Below are 17,847 nucleotides of genomic sequence, written 5' to 3'. Positions count from 1 at the left end.
CCACCAGGAAGCCCCCACATGTCATTCGCCACCGCCACAGACGCGCCCGCTTCCGAGGCTCATGCCTATCCCCTGCTGATCAAGCAGTTGCTGCTGACGCCCCTGGCCGTGCGTCCACAGCAGGAAATCGTCTACGGCGACAAGATCCGCTTCGACTACCGCACGCTGCAGGCGCGCATCGGCCAGTTGGCCGGGCTGTTGACCTCGCTGGGGGTAAAGCACGGCGATACCGTGGCAGTGATGGACTGGGACAGCAACCGCTACCTGGAGAGCTATTTCGCCGTGCCGATGATCGGAGCGGTGCTGATGACGGTGAACATCCGCCTGGCGCCCGAGCAGATTGCCTATACGCTCAATCACAGCGGTGCGCGGGTGATCCTGGCCAACCGCGAGTTCCTGCCGGTGCTGGAAACCATCGACGAACAGCTGCCGGACCTGCGCACGCGTGTCCTGCTGGATGATGAGGATGGGCCGCTGCCAGCGGGCTTCGTGACCGAGTATGAAGCCGGGCTGCGCGAGGCCACGCCGATCATCAGCTTCCCGGACTTCGACGAGAACACCCGCGCCACGACGTTCTATACGACCGGCACCACGGGCCTGCCCAAAGGCGTGTATTTCAGCCATCGGCAACTGGTGCTGCACTCGCTTGCGGCGATGGCCGCACTCGGCAGCGCATCCAGCCAGGGGCGCCTGCACCGCGACGACGTCTACATGCCGATCACCCCGATGTTCCATGTCCACGCCTGGGGCATGCCGTACGTGGCTACGCTGCTGGGCATCAAGCAGGTCTACCCCGGGCGCTATCTGCCGGGCAAGCTGCTGGCGCTGATCGCCCGCGAGAAAGTGACGTTCTCGCACTGCGTGCCGACCATCCTGCATATGCTGCTGGGCCATGCCGCGGCGGCCGACGCCGATCTGCGCAGCTGGAAGGTGATCATCGGCGGAGCGGCACTGCCACGGGCACTCGCGCAGCAGGCACTGGCCCGTGGCATCGATATCTTCGGCGGCTACGGCATGTCCGAAACCTGCCCGCTGCTCACCGTCGCGCAGATCGATGCCCACGCCCTGGACGACCCGGATGAGGAGCTGTCACTGCGCACCAAGGCCGGCATTCCGGTGCCATTGGTGGACCTGCGCATCGTGGACGAAGACATGAACGACGTTGCCCACGATGGCATCGCTACCGGCGAAGTGGTGGTACGCACGCCCTGGCTCACCCAGGGCTATCTGCACAACCCGGACGCTTCGGCGGCATTGTGGGCGAGCGGTTACCTGCATACCGGGGACATCGGCAACATTGATGGCGGCGGCTACCTGCGCGTGGCCGACCGTATCAAGGATGTGATCAAGACCGGCGGCGAATGGATCTCCTCGCTTGCCCTGGAGGACATCATCGCCCTGCATCCCGCGGTCAACGAGGTCGCCGTGATCGGCATCAGCGATGAGAAATGGGGTGAGCGACCGCTGCCGCTGGTGGTCAGGCAGGACGGAAGTGATGTGACCGAAGCAGAGATCATCGAGCTGGTCGCAGCGCGCAGCCGCTCAGGCGATATCTCCCGCTACGCGATCCCCGACCGCGTCAGCTTCGTGGATTCGCTGGAGCGCACCAGTGTGGGCAAGATCAACAAGAAGAAGCTGCGAGGGCTGCATGATCCAGAGGCAGTTGCTGATGACCCGGGCTCACATGAAGCGGACCGTCCCAGCCATCGAGGAACTTCGGCAGCGCATCTGCAACGTCGATGACGCGCTCCCGATAGAACAGGTGCATCGTCGGCGAAAACGCTGCATCCAGCACGCCATCGGCAGCTCGCGCAGCAAGAGCGTTGGGAACCACGCGCATGCCCAGGCGGTTGGTGCCAAACAACACGTCCCCGCAGTTCAGGCAGAAGGTCTTGGAAAGCTGCTTGGCCGGGTGCTGGAAACGCGCATTCTTCGCCCCTGAAATGGTCACCGATTCGGCCGCCCATGCGGTGGCCGAGAGCATCACAACGCCGTAGAAATCCCTGCAGGTTGCGCAGTGGCAGTTCGCCTGCGCAGCGGGAGTGCCGTGCAGTTCCACGGCATTTGCGCCGCACAGGCAGGTGATGCGAAGGGCCATGGACGTCTCTTGAAGGGAATGGCTGGCGAGGAGTGTGCTGTCACCGCTCGCCGTTCACAAGAGGCGATGGAAGGCTGAAGCCTCTACTTCCTGCCCGGCTCCACGCCAACGTACTGGTTCCGTCGCAGATAGACCTCGCCCGTCTTCATGTCCAGCAGCATGTTGAACTGCCGGAGAATACCCGCGCCGATCGTGCCGTCGCCTGTGGAGGCGTCATCGTCGATGGGAAAGGATGCTGCGGAATTGACGATGGTCAGCCCCTCGATGCTTGCCGACGGGACGCGCACATCCACTGCGCGAATGACATTGCCCGCGCTGCCCGTGGATCTGGAAGTCCCCACCTTCTGGGTGAATACCTCCATCAGCCCATGGCGCGAGCTGTAGGCATAGCTGAGATCGATGGAGCCGTTGCTTCCCGTGTCCAGTGCCAGCCAAGGCTTGACGACGGCGTCACCGTTGCCGAGCGTGACTTCGATTGCGGGCGTATTGTCGATCCAGCGGACGTTGGCGCGGGTATAGCCGGTTACATCCGGCAGGCTACGATGGACGAGCAGCTGCTGCCGGTCGTAATCGATCTCGACTACCTTCCCTTCAAAGAACTTCCAGCCCAGAACCGCATCAAAGGGGCGGTTCCTGTAGTCGACCACCACTGCGCCCATGCGCGTGTGCAGCCCGCCGATCTCCACGTCGTTGCGCGTGCTGTAGTCCATCGTGGTGACGCCGTCTGAACCTGTGTTCTCAGTGCGATCATCGATGACCACCGATGCCTTCGGCACGATGGCGCGCGATATGGCCAATCCGTCCGCGCCGGTGTCCACCAGGAATCGCAAGGGCTCGGACCTGTTGACGCTGCCGCGGACGTAGATCCGGTGGTCCTTGTCCTGCTCGAAGGGGATAACCACAGGCGTGGTATTGGCGCTGGAACTGGCGCCTGAAGCGGCTGAAGTGATGGCGGCAGCCACCAAAAAGTGCAGGATTGCAGGCACGGGCGACTTCCCTTTCGTTTGGCGATGGTGGCGTGGCACCTGATGGATGCCACCAATGCGAAAAGGGTTTAAATCGATGCCGGTGCTGCGGGTGATGCTGACCGACGCGGTGTCACTGCGGTGGCGCTGACGGAACGGGAGCGTCGCGCTTTTCTGGCGGTGGCATGTCAGCAGACGCATACTCCCGCGCCTTCACGCGAAACGGGGCAATACAGCCGGCAAGGCTGATGCAGATGGAAAGGGAAAGTGCGATCAGGGCCAGTGTTTTCATCGAGCTGCCAGGGTGCGGGGGTATTTCTTGGAGCGCCATGGTCAGGCGCTCGTGGCTATAAGTCCATAGCCCTCTGCCGCTGTCGGCATACTGCCCCGTGGTAGGCTGGCCCAGCAGAACCCGTGCACGATATCGCAGCTGCATTCCCCTCCGGGATGACTTCCATGAAGAAACCACCCATACCTGCCGCCGAGTCGGATCGTGTAATGGAGGGCCAGTCGCCCAACCTGTTCGTCGCCCTGCGGGATCTGCTGCTTCCCTACAAGGCCGATCTTCTCGTCGTGCATGACGAGGACGATCACTTCTACGCCAATTGCAGGAACGTAGACGCCAAGGGCAAGGCTCAGTTCTTCGGCACGGTGAAGGCATCGGGTCGCAGGCATTCATTCCACTTCATGCCCATCTACACCTTCCCCGAGCTGTTGGCCGGCATCAGCCCGGCCCTGAAGAAGCATATGCAGGGGAAATCCTGCTTCAACTTCGATGCCGGGGATCCGGCGTTGCTGCACGAACTGCAGATGCTGATTGAACAGGGTGTCTCCCGCTACAGGGTGGCCGGCAAGCTGTGAGCACACCACGCGGCATCTGCCGCCGGTGTGCCCACGGAGCGGCCGCGCCCGCAACCGCGGGCGCGGTATGGATTCAATGCAATGGCACCTTCAGCACCGATGGCGCGGACGTGGGCGAACTGAAGGTCACCGCCCCGCCCAACTGGCTGATGCCTGCATAACGCAGGTCCACCGTATCGACCACCAGCGTCAGGCGACTGCCCGCCGGAATGTTCCAGCTGCTCGCTTCCAGCCGAAGATCGAGGGTGGTCGCCTGGCCCGGCGCAACGCCGCGCAGGGTGTACGGCTTGTGGCTGATCAGCTGACCATTGCCCAGCACATCCTCCGCGTACAGATAGGCATACAGCGTGGTGTTGGCGCGGCTGGGGGTGACGGTCACGCGCACTTCCGGCGCACCGTCCAGGCGGCGTGCGTTCCAGTAGATCGGCCCTTGCCAGACAGCGGCTGCGTTGCGCCCGATGAAAGGCACGTATGCACCCGGCGGAAGGTTGATCATCTGCAGCGAGCCCGACACCATCGCCACGCCGGAATTGGCGGCGGTAGGCAGGCCACTGCCGATGCGGTAATTCCAGCCATTGCTGCGCCCGTCTTCAGCCAGGCCGCCGGTGGGCAGAAGCAGGCCACCGGGTGCGGTCAACGCGTAGCTGACCGCGCCGCTGTTGGTGGCCTGCCAGTTCGGGTAGCTGCTCCAGCTTCCCTTCTGTGACTTCAGCTGCACCGCCGGCTCGCGGTCGATGCCGTTGGTCACGCCCTTGAGGTAATGGTCGAACCAGTTGCCCACCGAGTCATAGACCTCGTTGGGAATGCCCAGTGCGCCCAGGGCCTCGTTGAGGGCGTGGTCGCCATGGCGCAGCTGCAGCTGCTTGGGGCCTTTCAGCTGGTTGAAGAAATCCACCAGCTGACCCGGCGGAAACAGGCTGTCGTTGAAGGCGTTGGCCAGGAATACGGCCGGCTGGTTGGCGTTGATCTCGTTGATGCTCGCAGCGGGGCTGCGGATCGCGGCCACCGGCAACAGCGATTCCACGGCGCCCTGATAGTTGCCGACCACGACGTTGCGGTTGATCGTGGCCAGTTCGGACCCGGGGCGGCCGGTGACCAGGCCGGCGGCCACCAGCAGTGCGATTCCCTGTGCGCTGGGGGTGTCGTTGGCGTACAACGACGCCTGCAGGTCAGCCCATCCGCTGAGGGCGGCCACTGCCTTGATGCGGGGATCGCGTGCCGCCGCCAGCAGGCTGGTGCCGGCGCCGTAGGAAATGCCCGAGACGCCGATCCGCGCCGGGTCGGCCTGGGTGTTGTCCAGCGCCCAGTCGATCAATGCGCTGACATCCTCGACCGTGGCGGGCCCGGCGATGTCGATGGCCCCGCCGGACTCCCAGAAGCCGCGCGAGCTGTAGCTGATGACCACGTAGCCGCGTTTGGCCAGCGACTGTGCCACCCCTACGTACTCCACGCTGGGAACGGCCCAGCTGCTGGGCATCACCAGCAGCGGATACTTGCCGCCACCCGCGTCCTGGGGCTCGATGACAAAGACCCCGAGGGGTGTGCCGTCCCAGCTGGGAACGGTGCGGTGGGTGGTCTTGACCGTGGCGGCCCAGGCGGTGGGCGCCAGTCCGGTCAGCAGGATCAACAGCAGCAATACCTTGCGCATCGTCGTCTCTCCCCGTTGTTGGTGGTGCAACGGGTTGGACCGTACCAGTGCGAATGGTGGCTGACACCTTGCGCCGCAACATGGGGCGGCGGTCCTGCCACCCCACGCCGCGGGCCTGAATGCGCCTACAGCGTCGCCTGCGCCTGCAGGGTGAACACCCAGCTGTCGGGTCGGCTGGCATAGGCGCCGGGCCGCGCCACGTACTGCACCGCTGGCCGCAGCACCAGCCACGGGGCGACCTGCACGCCGTAGTTCAACTCGACGAACTGCTCGTTGCTCTGCACATCCTTTCCGGTCAGCTGCTGATGGCGACCGAGCCGGTCGGAGATGTCCAGCCGGTTCCAGGCCAGGCTGAGCACATCATCTTCGCGCGACGCGATCACGCCGCGCCAGCTCACGCCCGCTTCCCACGAGTAGCGCATCAGCCCTGTCTTTGCATCGGCACGGGTGGCCACGCCGAACACCGAGATGCCACGCACCGTATCGCCCTCGGGCTTCCACACGCGCTGCGCGGCCTGCACGTACGAACCGCTGCGATGCGAGGCGCGAGGTGCGGCCGGATTACCGATGTCATCGGCGTTGGAGGTGTCCAGGTAGTAGCCGACCTTGTAGGTGCCGCCATAGTCCTCGCCGGACTTGCCATGGCTGTAGCCCACTTCCACGGGCAGGAACAGACCGGTCTTTCCCTTCGTCGAAACACGGAAGCCACTGTTGGCCTGCTTGCGCGTCGGGTTGACGTCGTAGATGCCGGTCTGTGCATACCAGCCCGACGGATCGTTCCACTTGACCCGCAGGCCCCATTGCCCCGTCGGGTTGTCCAGCCACCCGGAGCTGTAGATCGGGCCCAGCGGATGCCCGCATTGGCCGTTGTTGTTGAAGTTGCAGGTGTAGGGCAAGCCGCCGAAATCGTTGCCCATCGAGTAGAAGCCCCCTTTCAGGCTCAGCCGCTTGTCCAGCAGCAGCCGCTCGTAGGAGAGCTCGTTGAAACGCAGGTTCTGGCCCTGGCCATAGAAGGCCTGGTTCTGGATATAGGAACCGGTGGACCGCTCGTTGATGGCGTTGCCGAAGCGATCGGAAAACACCACCCGCAGCGTACCGTCAAAGCCGAGTGCTTTGCCGGTATCGATCGTCGCACCCAGGTCGATGTGCTCGGCGGTGGACCAACCACTGCCCTTGTAACCACCGCTGTTGACGCCGCTGCCGATCACGATGCGTGCGCTGGGGGTTACGCCGCGGTCCTGCAGCCAGAGGCGCGCGGCCCAATCGGCACTCAGCGGCGTCTGTACGATGCTGTCCACCGGTTTGGGCTTGGCGGTGGCACTCGCTTCGGCGGCCGACACCGGGCCATTGACCGCGAGCAGGAGCAGGCCGAGGCCGTTCAAGGAGAGCAGCTTCATGCTGCGGCCCTCCTGTCCTTGCGCTTCTTCCAGGCGCGCCGCACCAGCAGCAGGACGCCGACCAGTGCCAGCACGGCAACGATGAGCATCGGCAGCCACAGCCGTGCGATCTTCGCCAGCAATGGCTTCTCGCCGCCGGCACGGGTCAGCGCCACTTGTGCCTCGGTGACCTGGTCACCCGGCCCGAAATGTGTACGCACGTAGGTCGCCACCGCTGCGATATCGGCGTCACTCAGGTCCTGTACGAATGAGCCTTTCGAGAAGTGCGGCATCAACGCGTGTTCGCCATGCACGTCGCGGTCAACACCACCAATGATGGTGGCGATGAGGTTCTGCGGACGGGTCATGCCGACGGTAGTGTTGTGCACCAGGGAGGGGTAGTACCCGTCCCTGCTGCCCTCGCCCCGCGATCCATGGCAGCTTGCACACAGGCCCGAATACAGCACTCCGCCCGATGCCAATGCGGCACCCGTGCCGCGTACCGGTTGCTCGCCCGGTGTGGCGGCGGCATCGCCCCAGGCAAAGGCGGCCCGCGTGGCGTCAGGATCGGCCACAGCCGGTACCGTGCGCAGGTAGGCAACGATCGCGGCGATGTCCTCGTCCTGCAGCTTGGACAGGCTGTTGCTCACCGCTTCGGCCATGCCGCCACCGGCCTGCGCCTTGCCGGCAACGCGTCCGGTCTTCAGATACTGGGCCAGCTCGACATCGCTCCAACCACCGATACCACTGGTGGGATGGGAGGTGATGTTGGGTGCGTACCAGTCCCCCAGCGATCCGCCAGCGAAGGCCTTGCCGCCCACTTCCTGCATCATCAGTCCGCGCGGGCTGTGGCAGCTGGAGCAATGCGCCAGGCCTTCCACCAGATAGGCGCCGCGATTCCATTGCGCACTCTTGCCTGCATCGGGCTTGAACGTTTCCTTGTCCAGGAACAGCAGGTTCCACACCGCCATGGACTGGCGGATGCTGAAGGGGAACGGCAGTTCGGTCGCATGCGCTTCCTCGTCGACCGGCGCCACCTCCTTCATGAAGTAGGTATACAGCGCGTGGATGTCCTCGTCGGTCAGCTTGGCATACGAGGTATAGGGCATCGCCGGATACAGATGGGCGCCATCCTTGCGAACGCCTTCGCGCACCGCTTTGGCGAAGTCATCTTCGCTGTAGAGGCCGATGCCATGGCTTTTGGAGGGGGTGATGTTGCTGGCCCAGATCTCACCCAGCGGGGACGCAATCGCATAGCCACCGGCGTAGGGTTTGCCCTGTTTCGGGCTGGTGTGGCACGCCACGCAGTCTGCGGCGACCGAGAGGTAGCGCCCACGTTCGGCGACCTCGTCTGCGCGCGCGGATTGACTGGCTGCAGCCAGCAGCATCAGCAGAGCCGACGCGAAGGTCTTCATGCCGCACGCTCGATGGCATCTGCTGCCCTCAGCGCCAGCGCGGCCATGGTCAAGGTGCTGTTGACCACGCTGGCCGACACCATCGGGCCGCCGCCTGGCAGCCACAGGTTCGGGTGGTCGTGCGCTCGGCAATTGCCATCGACCACCGAATCGCGCGGGTCAGCGCCCATGATGGTCGAGCCCATGATGTGGTTGTTGGCGTTGAGCGCCGTGGTGATGACGAATTCCTCGGCGTTGAACAGCGAGCCGATATGCCGCAGCTGTTTGCAGGACTCGTCATAGCCCTTGCGGGCGTAGTCGCCCAATGAGTAATGGATGTCCGGGCAGGCCAAGCCATGGCCGTCGACCCGTGTCTTCGACAGCGTCAGCCGATTGCTCGGGTCCGGCAAGGGTTCCAGGCTGATCGAAAGATCGACGCCGAAGATCGCGCGACGGCGGATTTCCGCGTCCAGCGCGTCGCCGACAAGCCCCTTCTGCAGCGCCTGGTCAGTGGCGATCGCCACGCGGCTGATGTTGTTGAGGATGATCTTGGTGGCCGAGTACTGCGAACGGAAGGCTCCGTCGCGTGGACCGACCATGCAACTGGATTGCGCCGGTCCGCGTCCCAGCCAGATCGGGCGATCGGCGATGAACGAGCAGTGGAAGCCGGAATGGTCGAGCATGTTGCGCCCAACCTGGTCGGAACTGTTGGCGATGCCGTTGGGGTTCTGCTCGTTGGCGGCAAGCAGCAGCAGGCGCGGCGTTTCCAGCGCGTTGCAGGCAATCACGAAGCTGCGCCCGGTGGCCTTGTGGCTGACCTTGTTGTTGTCATACCAGTGGATGGCCGTCACCCGGTTCTGCGCATCGGTGTCGATCCTGTAGGCCACGGCTTCAGCCAATACCTGCGCACCCAGCTTCTCGGCCGCTTCGATGGTATGGATGCCGTTGTACATCGCGCCGATCGGGCAGATCGGCTGGCAGTTGTTGTTGCCGCAGCAGGCGGGCCGATCATTCCAGGGCGTGATCATGCGGCCCTGCGGAATGGGCACCAGGTTGTAGCCGTGCGGATTGACTACCTCGGCGAATACCTTGTCGCCGTTGCCCCAGGGGATCATGTCGGCCAGGTAGGGTTTGGATCGCTCGGAGGGGCTCTGCTTGCCCGGGTCGTTCGGCCCGGAGACACCCATGGCCTCTTCCGCCCGGCAGTAGTACGGCTCGATGTCGTCGTAGCTGATCGGCCAGTCGCGCCCTACCCCATAGGTGGACTGCATCTTGAAGTCCACCGGCAGGTGGCGCCAGCAGGAGGCGGCCCAGTGCCAGGTGGTGCCACCCACAGCCTTGATGAAGCCCTGGTGGAAGCTGCTGGCGTCCGGGCCGCTGAGGCCCACGTAGTCGTTGGCTGGGAAGTACAGCGGCGCGGTGGCCAGCGGCGACTGCGGATATGGGCCCTGGAAGTCGCTGCCGATGCGTCGCTCGAAGCTGACGTTGCGCCAGTTTTCGACGACGTCGGAGCGATGCAGGCGCGGACCGGCTTCAAGGACCAGAACCGATTTTCCGGCACGAACCAACTGATGGGCGATCAATGCGCCGACGACGCCCGAACCGACGATCACAACATCGGCATCGGCGTCGCCATCACGGAAAACCGGAGCTTTCATGAGGGGAATCCAGATCAATTACGGGAAAGAGATGAAAGCGCTGGCTCAGCCGTGCGCTCGTACCGTCGGCGGCGGCGCAGCCGTCCACCACGCAGGGCCGCCTTGTGCGTAGGTCGGCGGGAATAGACCATCGTCCACGGGGCGCTGCATCAGCGCGTCGCGATAGGAAACGGTGATGGCCTGCGGGCCCTTGCCGACGCTGCCGGTGTACCAGGCAGTGATGATGGCCAGCGCTGTGGGCCGTGCGTCGCCAGCCGCAGCCAGCAGTGCTTCGGGGCCTTGTGCCTGTTGCGCCTTGGCCGCGAGTGCCGGGAACCGGGCGTGCATCTCGGGATGCAGCTTGGCGAATGCGGCTTCGATGCGGCCGGCGGTCGCCGGATCGAGATCGGTCTTGCCCGTCAGCGCCTGCGACAACTGCAGAAAGCGCCCGTCCGCCGGCTTTGCTGGGGCGGCACTGGCAGCGGTTGCTGGCACCTTGCCGTTGCAGGCCACCAGCAACGAAGCCGAGCCGACCGCCAGCAGGAAGGCTCTGCGCGTCAGGCCTTGCCCACTCCCTTCCAATCCCTCGGGAACACTCATGATGTGGACTCCTGATGCGTCACTTCTTCGGCTGCCCCGGACCGCGACGCGGGGGGCACCTACAGGCGAAACTGTAACGCACCTGCTCGTCGTCGCGGGGTGAGTGGGAGGGGCGATACAAGGGCCAGGTGCGCTCCCTTTCAGTGCCGGAGGAGGCGGATTTTCGCTGGTGGCAACGCGGCCCCGTCACGCCCGGATTACGCTCTCACCGCTAGAAACAAGGGGGTTTCCCACTCTGGAGTCTGGCCATGCGGGTACTACTGCTCTGTGCCGTGGCGGTGATGGCATTGTCGGCCTGCGGCCAAGGCGAACGGACCGATCAGGCACAGCATGCCGATGCGGTTCGGCAAACCGCACCAGCGGGCAGCGAGCCGGCGCGCAACGTGCCCGGCGGCGGTAGCGGGACCGCAGCCTCCGAGGACCAGGCATCGGGAACGGACGCCAACGACGGAAAGGATGCCCCGCCGCAGCCTCCTGCAAAGCGTTAGGCCTGGAAAGGTCGCCCTCCAGCTGCCGGATGGATGCTGGATCCAATATCTGTGGCAGGGAACACTCGACTCTGCCTTGGCTTGGATCACGGCGTCAGCGCTGCGCGGTCGCTACGGGCATCGGCTTACCCGGCCGGGATGCGTCACGCTGATCGTCGGCACGCCCACTGCGGACAGGTATCGCCCAGGCAACGGCCACGCCACTAGCAGCTCTTCTTTTCATGCATGGGTGCCCTGATCTGACAGGAGCCCAGTGCTTGCGCGCAGTCACACCTTCGCACTTTGGTCGTTGACCTGCTGGCGTCAACAAATGACGCTAACGACACCGCAGCACTATTCCTAGTGCCCTTCCGCGGTCGAGATCCCAGGCAGTACCGGCCACGGCCGGGTCGCGTCCCCAATACCTGTCACCGCATCGTCCTTCACACGGAAAGGCCTGGCCTGCCGTGGTGGACGGCTGCGCCTTGCCCATACCCATGGAGATCCGCAATGCGCCTTGCCACGTTCTTCTTTGCCCTTGTTTTCAGCACCTTTGCCGGTGCCGTACATGCCAGGTCGTGACCCTCAACAAGGGCGGATTCGTATTGACCTATGACTGCAGCATCCACAGCGCGACCCGATACGAATACACATTGGTGGCTGACACCGGCTCGGCCGCCCGCCCGTCCAGCTTCTACAAGGACCCGGACCTGCCGGCCGGCTGCCTCGGCCAGACCAGCACTGCCTCCTATGCCAGCGTGCAGTCCGGCTATGACCGCGGCCACCTGGTGACGTCCAACCACATGGACTACGACACCACCTACATCCGCCGCGCCAACTACATGACCAACATCGTGCCGCAGGTGTCCAGCTTCAACCAGGGCATCTGGGTGAAGGCCGAGAACGTGGCCGAGTGCTATCGGGACATCGCCCCGGTCGACGTCTATGGCGGCGTTGTCTATGGCGATGCGTCCAATGACTATTTCCTGTCCAGCCATGGCATTCCGACACCGGAATTCTTCTGGAAGACGATCATCACCAAGGATCCGAACACCGGCACCGCCAAGGCCATCAGCTGGATCATTCCCAATGAAACGGGACTGGGCAGCCTGGACAGCTATCTGGTCACCATCGCGGATCTGGAAGAGTTGCTGGGCGCCAGCTACGTGGCGATCAACGCACCGGCGTCGCTGAAGAACATGCTGCCCAGCGCCAGTTGGCCGCTGCCCAGCGGTTGCGATCTGAGCTGAGTGTCCAACGGCCCGGCGGAGTGCGCTTCGCCGGGCCCATCACGCTTGCCAGCTAAGCCTGGGTGCCCCTCTGCTGGGCCGCCTCAAGGTACAGTGTCGGCGCGCGAACCGAGAGCTCCGCGCCGGTAATGCAGCGCAAACAGATACAGCCCCGTGAACAGCTGCAGGAACAACGGCGGCAGCGGCGAATATGTGACCCACGCCGGGGGTTCGCCCTGCCCCGTCCAGCGCGCCACGAAATTGGCGATCACCGTCAGGGTGAAGACGATGGACGTCCAGCGGTGCACGGGACGAGCCCAGCCGCCGGCCCTCACTGCGGCTTCCTCGCGGCAGTCTTCGCAGGGCGCTCGATCATCTTCCAGCCATTGCCGGACGGATCACGGAATCCGGCATCCACCGCACCGTAGCGCTCCACCGGCTCCTGGTTGAATTCCACGCCACGAGCCAGCAGTTGTTTGTAGCTGGCGCGGCAATCGTCCACCGCCAACACCAGCGGCGGCATCGCGCCCTTGGCCACCATCTGCTGCAGGGTCAGCGCAGTGGCTGCGTCGTGCACCGGCGGCCCCGGCTTGAACAGCCCGAGCTGGAAACCGGCCTCGTCGCCCGAATGCACCGTCAGCCAGCGATAGTCGCCGCTGCCCACGTCGGTGTGCACCTGGAAGCCGAGTTTGTTGACGTAGAAATCGAGCGCTGCGTCCTGGTCATGCACATACAGGCCGACCATATTCACCATGCCAGTCATAGGATCCTCCCTCAGGTGGGATCTACGCTAACAAGGCCGCTGCGGCGGCGCTTCTCCAAAACTGCGATCTTCAGGTCCGGACGCTGCGCGGCACGGGCGTGGCACTCGGGAACCAGGTCCTGCGCCGGGGCGCTTGCACGCTGGCGGTCGCGGATGGCGCCGGGGCTGTCGCCGGTGATGTCGCGGAAGATCCGGCCGAAGGTGCCCAGGCTGGCCCAGCCAGTCTGCAACGCGATCTCGGTGATCGGCAGGTCGGTATCGCGCAACAGAGCGACGGCCCGCTCGATGCGTCGACTGAGCAGATAGCGGTGCGGCGGCACTCCGAACGCCTCCTTGAAGGAACGCGCGAAATGGGCCGTGGACACCGCACTGACCTGTGCCAGCCGTGCCACCGGCCAGTCTTCATGGCTGGCTCGATCCATGTGATCTTTTGCGCGCAGCAGGCGGCGCAGCAGTTCCGGACTCTGAGGGGCGTTGGCGGCCATAGGTGCGGCCTAGCCTGAGCCGTGCCGCCTGCGGGGTCAATCCCCTGGTCGACGTCCGCGCAGCAGCGTGTGCCCGAGGCAGATTCCGCTGCGGATTGGCGCAGGGATGTTCACCCCTACACCAACGCTCAACTCAGTGCGCCATGACACGGGCCGACTGCTCACGCGCAGACTGCTCCTGTTCCCGCTCCTGCTGCGGGCTTGGCTGCTGGGCCGCTGCCGACTGCGTCTGCTCCTGCAGTTCACGCACATGCTCGCTGACCGGCGTCGCCACCGCCTGCGCGGTCTCGGTGCGGGCGATCTGTCGATCCGCGGCGTGCGGCTGGCCCTGCACCGCAAATGCATACCTGCCGTCGTCACTGAGCACGGCCTCGTCAATCCGCTGCATGCCCTTGTCCTTGGCCGCTACCAGCAGTGCCATGCCAAGGCGTTCGCTCATTTCATCCGGCTGTCGCCCCATCGCCTGATCGAGGCTGCTGACCGCGCCTTGGCTCTGCAGCCACATGCCATGGTCCGGGCTGGCAGTGTGCCGGGGGTCCTGCCGGGGCAGCAGCGGTGACGGCGGCGCAAGTGACTGCAGGTGTTCGCCCTGCACGGCAGCGTCGATCTTCTGCAGATCCTTGCCGCCAGCCGCGGCGATGTGGAACATGCGCTCGGCCATGCCGTAGGTGGATTGCCCCTGGTTGCGCGCCAGCCCCAGGGCAAAGGCGTCCACGTCCTGCTGCGGCTTGCCGCTGCCGTCCTCTGCAAGCACCTGCCACGATGGCCCCAGCATGGGGTTGTCCTTGACCATCGACTGGGTGCGCTCCATCAACGTGCGCATCTGGGCCTCACTGAAGCTCAGGGTATTCAGTTCGCCGGCCTTCATTGGCCCGCGATCACCGGCAGGGTCGCCGGACAGCGCCGCGTTGACCATGCCGGCAATCTGTTCGCCCTGCGCGTGCCCGCGCAGGTCGAAGGTGAATTCGTAGCGGCGCTGCGCCGTATCCTCCTGGCCATCGGCGCCGTAAGTGCTGATCCGGGATGCCGGCAGGTTGCCGTTGTACTGCACGCTGCGCAGCTCGGTGCGGCTGCCATCTTCGCGACTGACCTGCACCACATCACCGCTGTTGCGTGCACCCGCCAGATCCATGCCAAACGTGTCGCCGTAGCCGACCTTCAAACGGGTCTGCGAGCTCATGCCCATTCGCTCGACCGTGGCCAGATCCTGCACGCCCGGGGTCTGGCTGTTCATCGTGCCGTTGTCGATGAAGTGTTCATAGGCCTGGCGGCCCTCGGCGTGATCGAGGTTGAAGGTGGCGGTGCGGACGGCGGAGTGACCGAGTGCGTCCTGGCGACCAGCAATCGCGCTGAACCTGCCTGCGCTGAAGCCGATGCCATTGAAGGCCTCGACCGCCTCGTTCGGCCCGGTGGTAACGCGCACCCGGCCATCATCCAAGCGATCCACACGGTAGCTGGCACCGCTCGCCTCGGTCGTCTGGCTCTGCATGGCAATGTTGCGGAAACTGCCTTCCAGCGCGGTGCCGGTGAACTGTTGACCATCAAGGGTGATGCTGCCGCCCTTGGGAATGGTCTGCGGATCAAACGGGTTGATGCGTGTGGGATCGACGTCCAGGGCGTCACTGGGCAGGGTGACCCTGTAGCGCCCGCGTACACCGGTGCTGCTGGTGTCCTGGAAACCGGCACCCTTCACGCTTGCACCGACCACCGACTCCATCGTCAGCAGGTAATCCCTGCCGCCATCGGGCGTCGGGCTGCCGGCCATGTTCAGCGACGTGCCCTGGAACTGCGATGCAAGACTGGACGCTGCACGCTTCTGCTCGGCACCCACTTTCAACGCGCCGTCACCCTCGTTCAACGTGACCGAGTAACCGCCGGCGGCGGCGCGGACCTCGCTGTTGGCCGAGGTGTAAGTCGGATCGAACGACGCCGCGGCGGCATCGCGCGGCGCATCCGGGGTTGCGCCTTCCTTGCTGGTCTGGGCATTCATGCCGTGACCTCCTTGAACAGAGACGCGCTGATTATAGGGCGCAGGGCGCGCGGCACGTTCACATCGCGCCGCAGCAGCATCCACGATAGTGATGGCCATCCCATTCCCTGCCGAGGGTCCATGCCCCGCTCCCTCGCCCGCCCGCAGCGATGGCTCCACCATGCCCGCAAGCTCCTGCCTTATCTGCTGGGCCTGTATCTGCTGTACCTGCTCGCGGGCAATGTCTTTCTCAACACGCCGCTGTTCGATCAGGTCACCAATCGCAAGCCGCACAAGTTCGTGATGACAACCGGGCCCGCGATCACGCTGCTGCCGGGCCATGTGATCGCCTGGAACGTGCAGATGCGCGGCCACGTCAATCACACGGTGTATGTGCTGCGCGCAGACCGGGCCAGTGCACGTCTGGCGTTGTTGCCACTGTTCGAGCGCGAGGTGCGCGTGCCGTCGCTGCACGCGACCGGTGTAGCCGCCGAGATCGCGCGGGTGGATGAGGCGATCCCCTCACCTCCGCGCGGCGATCGCGGCTGGACGTTGCGATTCGATGCCATTCACAGTGAGAGCATCCGCAGCTTCCGCGCCGGCAAATTGTTGATCGTCGGCGAAGGCAGCGGCACGGTCGGCTTCGTCAAGCAGCTGCGCGGCGGGCCATCGGAGCTGCTGGACTCGGAGGTGGCGTTCGCTGATGCCGATATGAGCATTGACGGCACCCAGCTGCTCGGCGACATGCAGTTGAAGTCGCAGTTCTCCTATCCACGGCACTACCGTGACCAAGCGCCGGGCCTGGAAAAGCTGGGCCTGCTGCACGCAGTGCTGAAGGTACAGGCGCGCAGCCAGGGATTGCGCCTGGATACGGACACGCAACGACCCGCCGTTGCCAGCGCCGCCGTACCGGGGCAGCTGCAGGCCTCGCTTACCCTTGACCAGGGCGCCCTGCAGCCGGGCAGCCATGCCGTCTGGCGGGTTCCGTTGCAGGTAGGGGCCGGCGCACCGGACCGTGGAACGCTGGCGATACAGCTGGATGCCGCTCGCGATATCCGTCTGCAGGCGCGATTGCCGCAGCGCGATGGCACCGGTGCTGCACTGGACGCGGATCTGATCATTGCCGGGCGACACCTTCCATTTGACGATCCCAGCGAGGTGCTGGGGCGCACCTCCGGCACGGTCAAGGGCGAATGGACCTTCACCTCGCTCAACTGGATTCCCGCACTGTTCGTGCAGAAGCCCTGGTTCCAGCTGCAGGGCGGCGGCGTGCTGCGCGCGGACCTGCGCCTGCAGAACGGCGAGCTGGCCGCCGGCAGCAGCGTCGATATTCCCGCGGCGCGGGCGGTGGCCGAGGTCGCCGGCGTGCACATGCAGGGAACGGCCAGCGCGCATGGGCAACTGCAGGCCGGCACGCCGACTCGCGCCGTGCTGGCAGTGAAGCTTCCCACGTTCAATGCCCGTGCGGGCAACGCCAAAGGTGCCACGCTGTTCGATGGGCGCGACCTGGCGCTGACACTGACCGGTGACGGCCGCCTGCGCGAGCTGCGCAAGGGTGTGCGTGCGCAGCTGCACTTCGATGACGCGACCATTCCAGACCTCACCGCCTACAACCGCTATCTGGGCAGCGGCCAGGTGCGGCTGCTGGGAGGCGCCGGCCAGGTGAGCGGCGATGCTCACCTTGATACCCAGGGCCGGGTCGGCAACGGCAGTGTCCGCCTGCGCAGTCAACGCGCACGCCTTCAGGTGGCCGGGCTCGACCTGCAGGGCGACGCCCGGGTTGATGGCAGGCTGAAGCGTGGCGATTTCAGCCAGCGCCGGTTCGATCTGGGCGGAAGCGTGATCGAACTGCGCAACGTGCAGGTCGGTGACCAGCAGCGACCACAACCGTGGTGGGGCCGTGTCACCATCGCCCGCGGCGACATCGATGCGCAGTCCCCCTTCCAGGTGGACGCGCGTGCGGACCTTGCCATGCGCGACGCCGGCCCGTTGCTGGCGCTGTTCGCCGAGCGCAGCGATTACCCGCGCTGGGCGTTGTCCCTGCTCGATTCCGGCCAGGTGGACGCGCATACCCGACTGCGCTGGCGGGCCGGGCATCTGGTGCTGGATGGGCTGCAAGCGGAAAACGAGCGTCTTTCGCTGCGTGCGCGGCTGGATCTGCTGGACCAGCGCAAGCGCGGCGACCTCTACCTGCGCTGGGGCCTGCTGGGCGCCGGCATCGAACTGGATGGCCAGCGCCGGCAATGGCATCTGGCCGGCGCGCGGGAGTGGTTCGACGGTCGGCCTGCGTTGTTGCCAGCCCCTGCGCAGTCCGGCACCGGTGGCACAGCCGACTGACCGGGCGCCTGCATCCAG

13 protein-coding genes and 2 pseudogenes are annotated in these 17,847 nt (G+C 65.2%); 4 read left to right on the top strand and 11 right to left on the bottom strand.

What is annotated here, in order from left to right; all coding sequences use genetic code 11:
- Positions 1-18 precede the first annotated feature (18 nt).
- Positions 19-1,743, top strand: coding sequence for a fatty acid--CoA ligase (locus QOL57_RS16640; protein ID WP_089235720.1), 1,725 nt, complete (start codon positions 19-21; stop codon positions 1,741-1,743).
- 19 nt (positions 1,744-1,762) lie between these two features.
- Here QOL57_RS16640 and QOL57_RS16635 read toward each other — a convergent pair.
- Positions 1,763-2,098, bottom strand: a pseudogene (locus tag QOL57_RS16635) (GFA family protein); the annotation flags it as partial.
- An 83-nt stretch (positions 2,099-2,181) separates the two neighbouring features.
- Positions 2,182-3,264: a retropepsin-like aspartic protease gene (locus QOL57_RS16630; RefSeq protein ID WP_089235722.1), complete on the bottom strand. Its 1,083-nt coding sequence runs from the start codon at positions 3,262-3,264 to the stop codon at positions 2,182-2,184.
- 255 nt (positions 3,265-3,519) lie between these two features.
- Here QOL57_RS16630 and QOL57_RS16625 point away from each other — a divergent pair, with 255 nt between their 5' ends.
- Positions 3,520-3,924 (top strand): hypothetical protein, encoded by a 405-nt coding sequence (locus QOL57_RS16625; protein ID WP_141134204.1) that lies wholly within the window; start codon positions 3,520-3,522, stop codon positions 3,922-3,924.
- A gap of 73 nt (positions 3,925-3,997) precedes the next feature.
- Here QOL57_RS16625 and QOL57_RS16620 read toward each other — a convergent pair whose 3' ends face one another.
- The 5 genes from QOL57_RS16620 to QOL57_RS16600 all read right to left on the bottom strand — a co-directional run bounded on the left by QOL57_RS16620 (position 3,998) and on the right by QOL57_RS16600 (position 10,579).
- Entirely contained in the window at positions 3,998-5,572 is a 1,575-nt protein-coding gene (locus tag QOL57_RS16620; RefSeq protein WP_089235724.1) for a CocE/NonD family hydrolase, read from the bottom strand.
- A gap of 125 nt (positions 5,573-5,697) precedes the next feature.
- Positions 5,698-6,969 carry a carbohydrate porin gene (locus QOL57_RS16615; protein WP_089235725.1) on the bottom strand — a complete coding sequence of 424 codons (1,272 nt, stop codon included), beginning with the start codon at positions 6,967-6,969 and terminating at the stop codon, positions 5,698-5,700.
- Entirely contained in the window at positions 6,966-8,363 is a 1,398-nt protein-coding gene (locus tag QOL57_RS16610; RefSeq protein WP_089235726.1) for a cytochrome c, read from the bottom strand. Before QOL57_RS16610 ends, QOL57_RS16615 begins: the two co-directional genes overlap by 4 nt.
- On the bottom strand, positions 8,360-10,000 hold the full coding sequence (locus QOL57_RS16605; protein WP_089235727.1) for a GMC family oxidoreductase: 1,641 nt from the start codon (positions 9,998-10,000) through the stop codon (positions 8,360-8,362). The genes QOL57_RS16610 and QOL57_RS16605 overlap by 4 nt, the downstream gene beginning before the upstream one ends.
- A gap of 45 nt (positions 10,001-10,045) precedes the next feature.
- The gene (locus QOL57_RS16600) at positions 10,046-10,579 is read right to left on the bottom strand and encodes a sugar dehydrogenase complex small subunit (protein WP_089235728.1); all 534 of its coding nucleotides are present in this window, start codon (positions 10,577-10,579) and stop codon (positions 10,046-10,048) included.
- A 977-nt stretch (positions 10,580-11,556) separates the two neighbouring features.
- Here QOL57_RS16600 and QOL57_RS16595 point away from each other — a divergent pair.
- A pseudogene (locus tag QOL57_RS16595) lies at positions 11,557-12,296 on the top strand (DNA/RNA non-specific endonuclease).
- Between the two features lie 83 nt (positions 12,297-12,379).
- On the opposite strand, the gene QOL57_RS16590 reads toward QOL57_RS16595, so the two are convergent.
- The 4 genes from QOL57_RS16590 to QOL57_RS16575 form a co-directional block, all read right to left on the bottom strand.
- Positions 12,380-12,610: a hypothetical protein gene (locus tag QOL57_RS16590; RefSeq protein ID WP_089235730.1), complete on the bottom strand. Its 231-nt coding sequence runs from the start codon at positions 12,608-12,610 to the stop codon at positions 12,380-12,382.
- On the bottom strand, positions 12,607-13,038 hold the full coding sequence (locus tag QOL57_RS16585) for a VOC family protein (RefSeq protein ID WP_089235731.1): 432 nt from the start codon (positions 13,036-13,038) through the stop codon (positions 12,607-12,609). The genes QOL57_RS16590 and QOL57_RS16585 overlap by 4 nt, the downstream gene beginning before the upstream one ends.
- 11 nt (positions 13,039-13,049) lie before the next feature.
- A complete protein-coding gene (locus QOL57_RS16580) occupies positions 13,050-13,523 on the bottom strand; it encodes an AraC family transcriptional regulator (RefSeq protein WP_089235732.1) in 474 nt (157 codons plus the stop codon).
- Positions 13,524-13,656: 133 nt separating this feature from the next.
- Positions 13,657-15,513, bottom strand: a complete 1,857-nt coding sequence (locus tag QOL57_RS16575; RefSeq protein ID WP_089235733.1) for an XVIPCD domain-containing protein — start codon at positions 15,511-15,513, stop codon at positions 13,657-13,659.
- A gap of 120 nt (positions 15,514-15,633) precedes the next feature.
- Between QOL57_RS16575 and QOL57_RS16570 the strand changes: the two genes are divergently transcribed.
- Positions 15,634-17,829: a hypothetical protein gene (locus QOL57_RS16570; protein ID WP_244900596.1), complete on the top strand. Its 2,196-nt coding sequence runs from the start codon at positions 15,634-15,636 to the stop codon at positions 17,827-17,829.
- Positions 17,830-17,847: the final 18 nt, after the last annotated feature.

The sequence above is a fragment of the Stenotrophomonas sp. yr243 genome (genome assembly GCF_900184195.1).
Taxonomy (GTDB): domain Bacteria; phylum Pseudomonadota; class Gammaproteobacteria; order Xanthomonadales; family Xanthomonadaceae; genus Stenotrophomonas; species Stenotrophomonas lactitubi.
This window is presented reverse-complemented; position numbering and strand designations above follow the sequence as displayed.

What these genes read in the sequence shown, in the direction of transcription:
- QOL57_RS16640 (WP_089235720.1), top strand. Translation starts at nt 19, where the DNA reads ATGTCATTCGCCACCGCCACAGACGCGCCCGCTTCCGAGGCTCATGCC.
- QOL57_RS16630 (WP_089235722.1), bottom strand. Translation starts at nt 3,264, where the DNA reads ATGCGTCTGCTGACATGCCACCGCCAGAAAAGCGCGACGCTCCCGTTC.
- QOL57_RS16625 (WP_141134204.1), top strand. Translation starts at nt 3,520, where the DNA reads ATGAAGAAACCACCCATACCTGCCGCCGAGTCGGATCGTGTAATGGAG.
- QOL57_RS16620 (WP_089235724.1), bottom strand. Translation starts at nt 5,572, where the DNA reads ATGCGCAAGGTATTGCTGCTGTTGATCCTGCTGACCGGACTGGCGCCC.
- QOL57_RS16615 (WP_089235725.1), bottom strand. Translation starts at nt 6,969, where the DNA reads ATGAAGCTGCTCTCCTTGAACGGCCTCGGCCTGCTCCTGCTCGCGGTC.
- QOL57_RS16610 (WP_089235726.1), bottom strand. Translation starts at nt 8,363, where the DNA reads ATGAAGACCTTCGCGTCGGCTCTGCTGATGCTGCTGGCTGCAGCCAGT.
- QOL57_RS16605 (WP_089235727.1), bottom strand. Translation starts at nt 10,000, where the DNA reads ATGAAAGCTCCGGTTTTCCGTGATGGCGACGCCGATGCCGATGTTGTG.
- QOL57_RS16600 (WP_089235728.1), bottom strand. Translation starts at nt 10,579, where the DNA reads ATGAGTGTTCCCGAGGGATTGGAAGGGAGTGGGCAAGGCCTGACGCGC.
- QOL57_RS16585 (WP_089235731.1), bottom strand. Translation starts at nt 13,038, where the DNA reads ATGACTGGCATGGTGAATATGGTCGGCCTGTATGTGCATGACCAGGAC.
- QOL57_RS16580 (WP_089235732.1), bottom strand. Translation starts at nt 13,523, where the DNA reads ATGGCCGCCAACGCCCCTCAGAGTCCGGAACTGCTGCGCCGCCTGCTG.
- QOL57_RS16575 (WP_089235733.1), bottom strand. Translation starts at nt 15,513, where the DNA reads ATGAATGCCCAGACCAGCAAGGAAGGCGCAACCCCGGATGCGCCGCGC.
- QOL57_RS16570 (WP_244900596.1), top strand. Translation starts at nt 15,634, where the DNA reads ATGCCCCGCTCCCTCGCCCGCCCGCAGCGATGGCTCCACCATGCCCGC.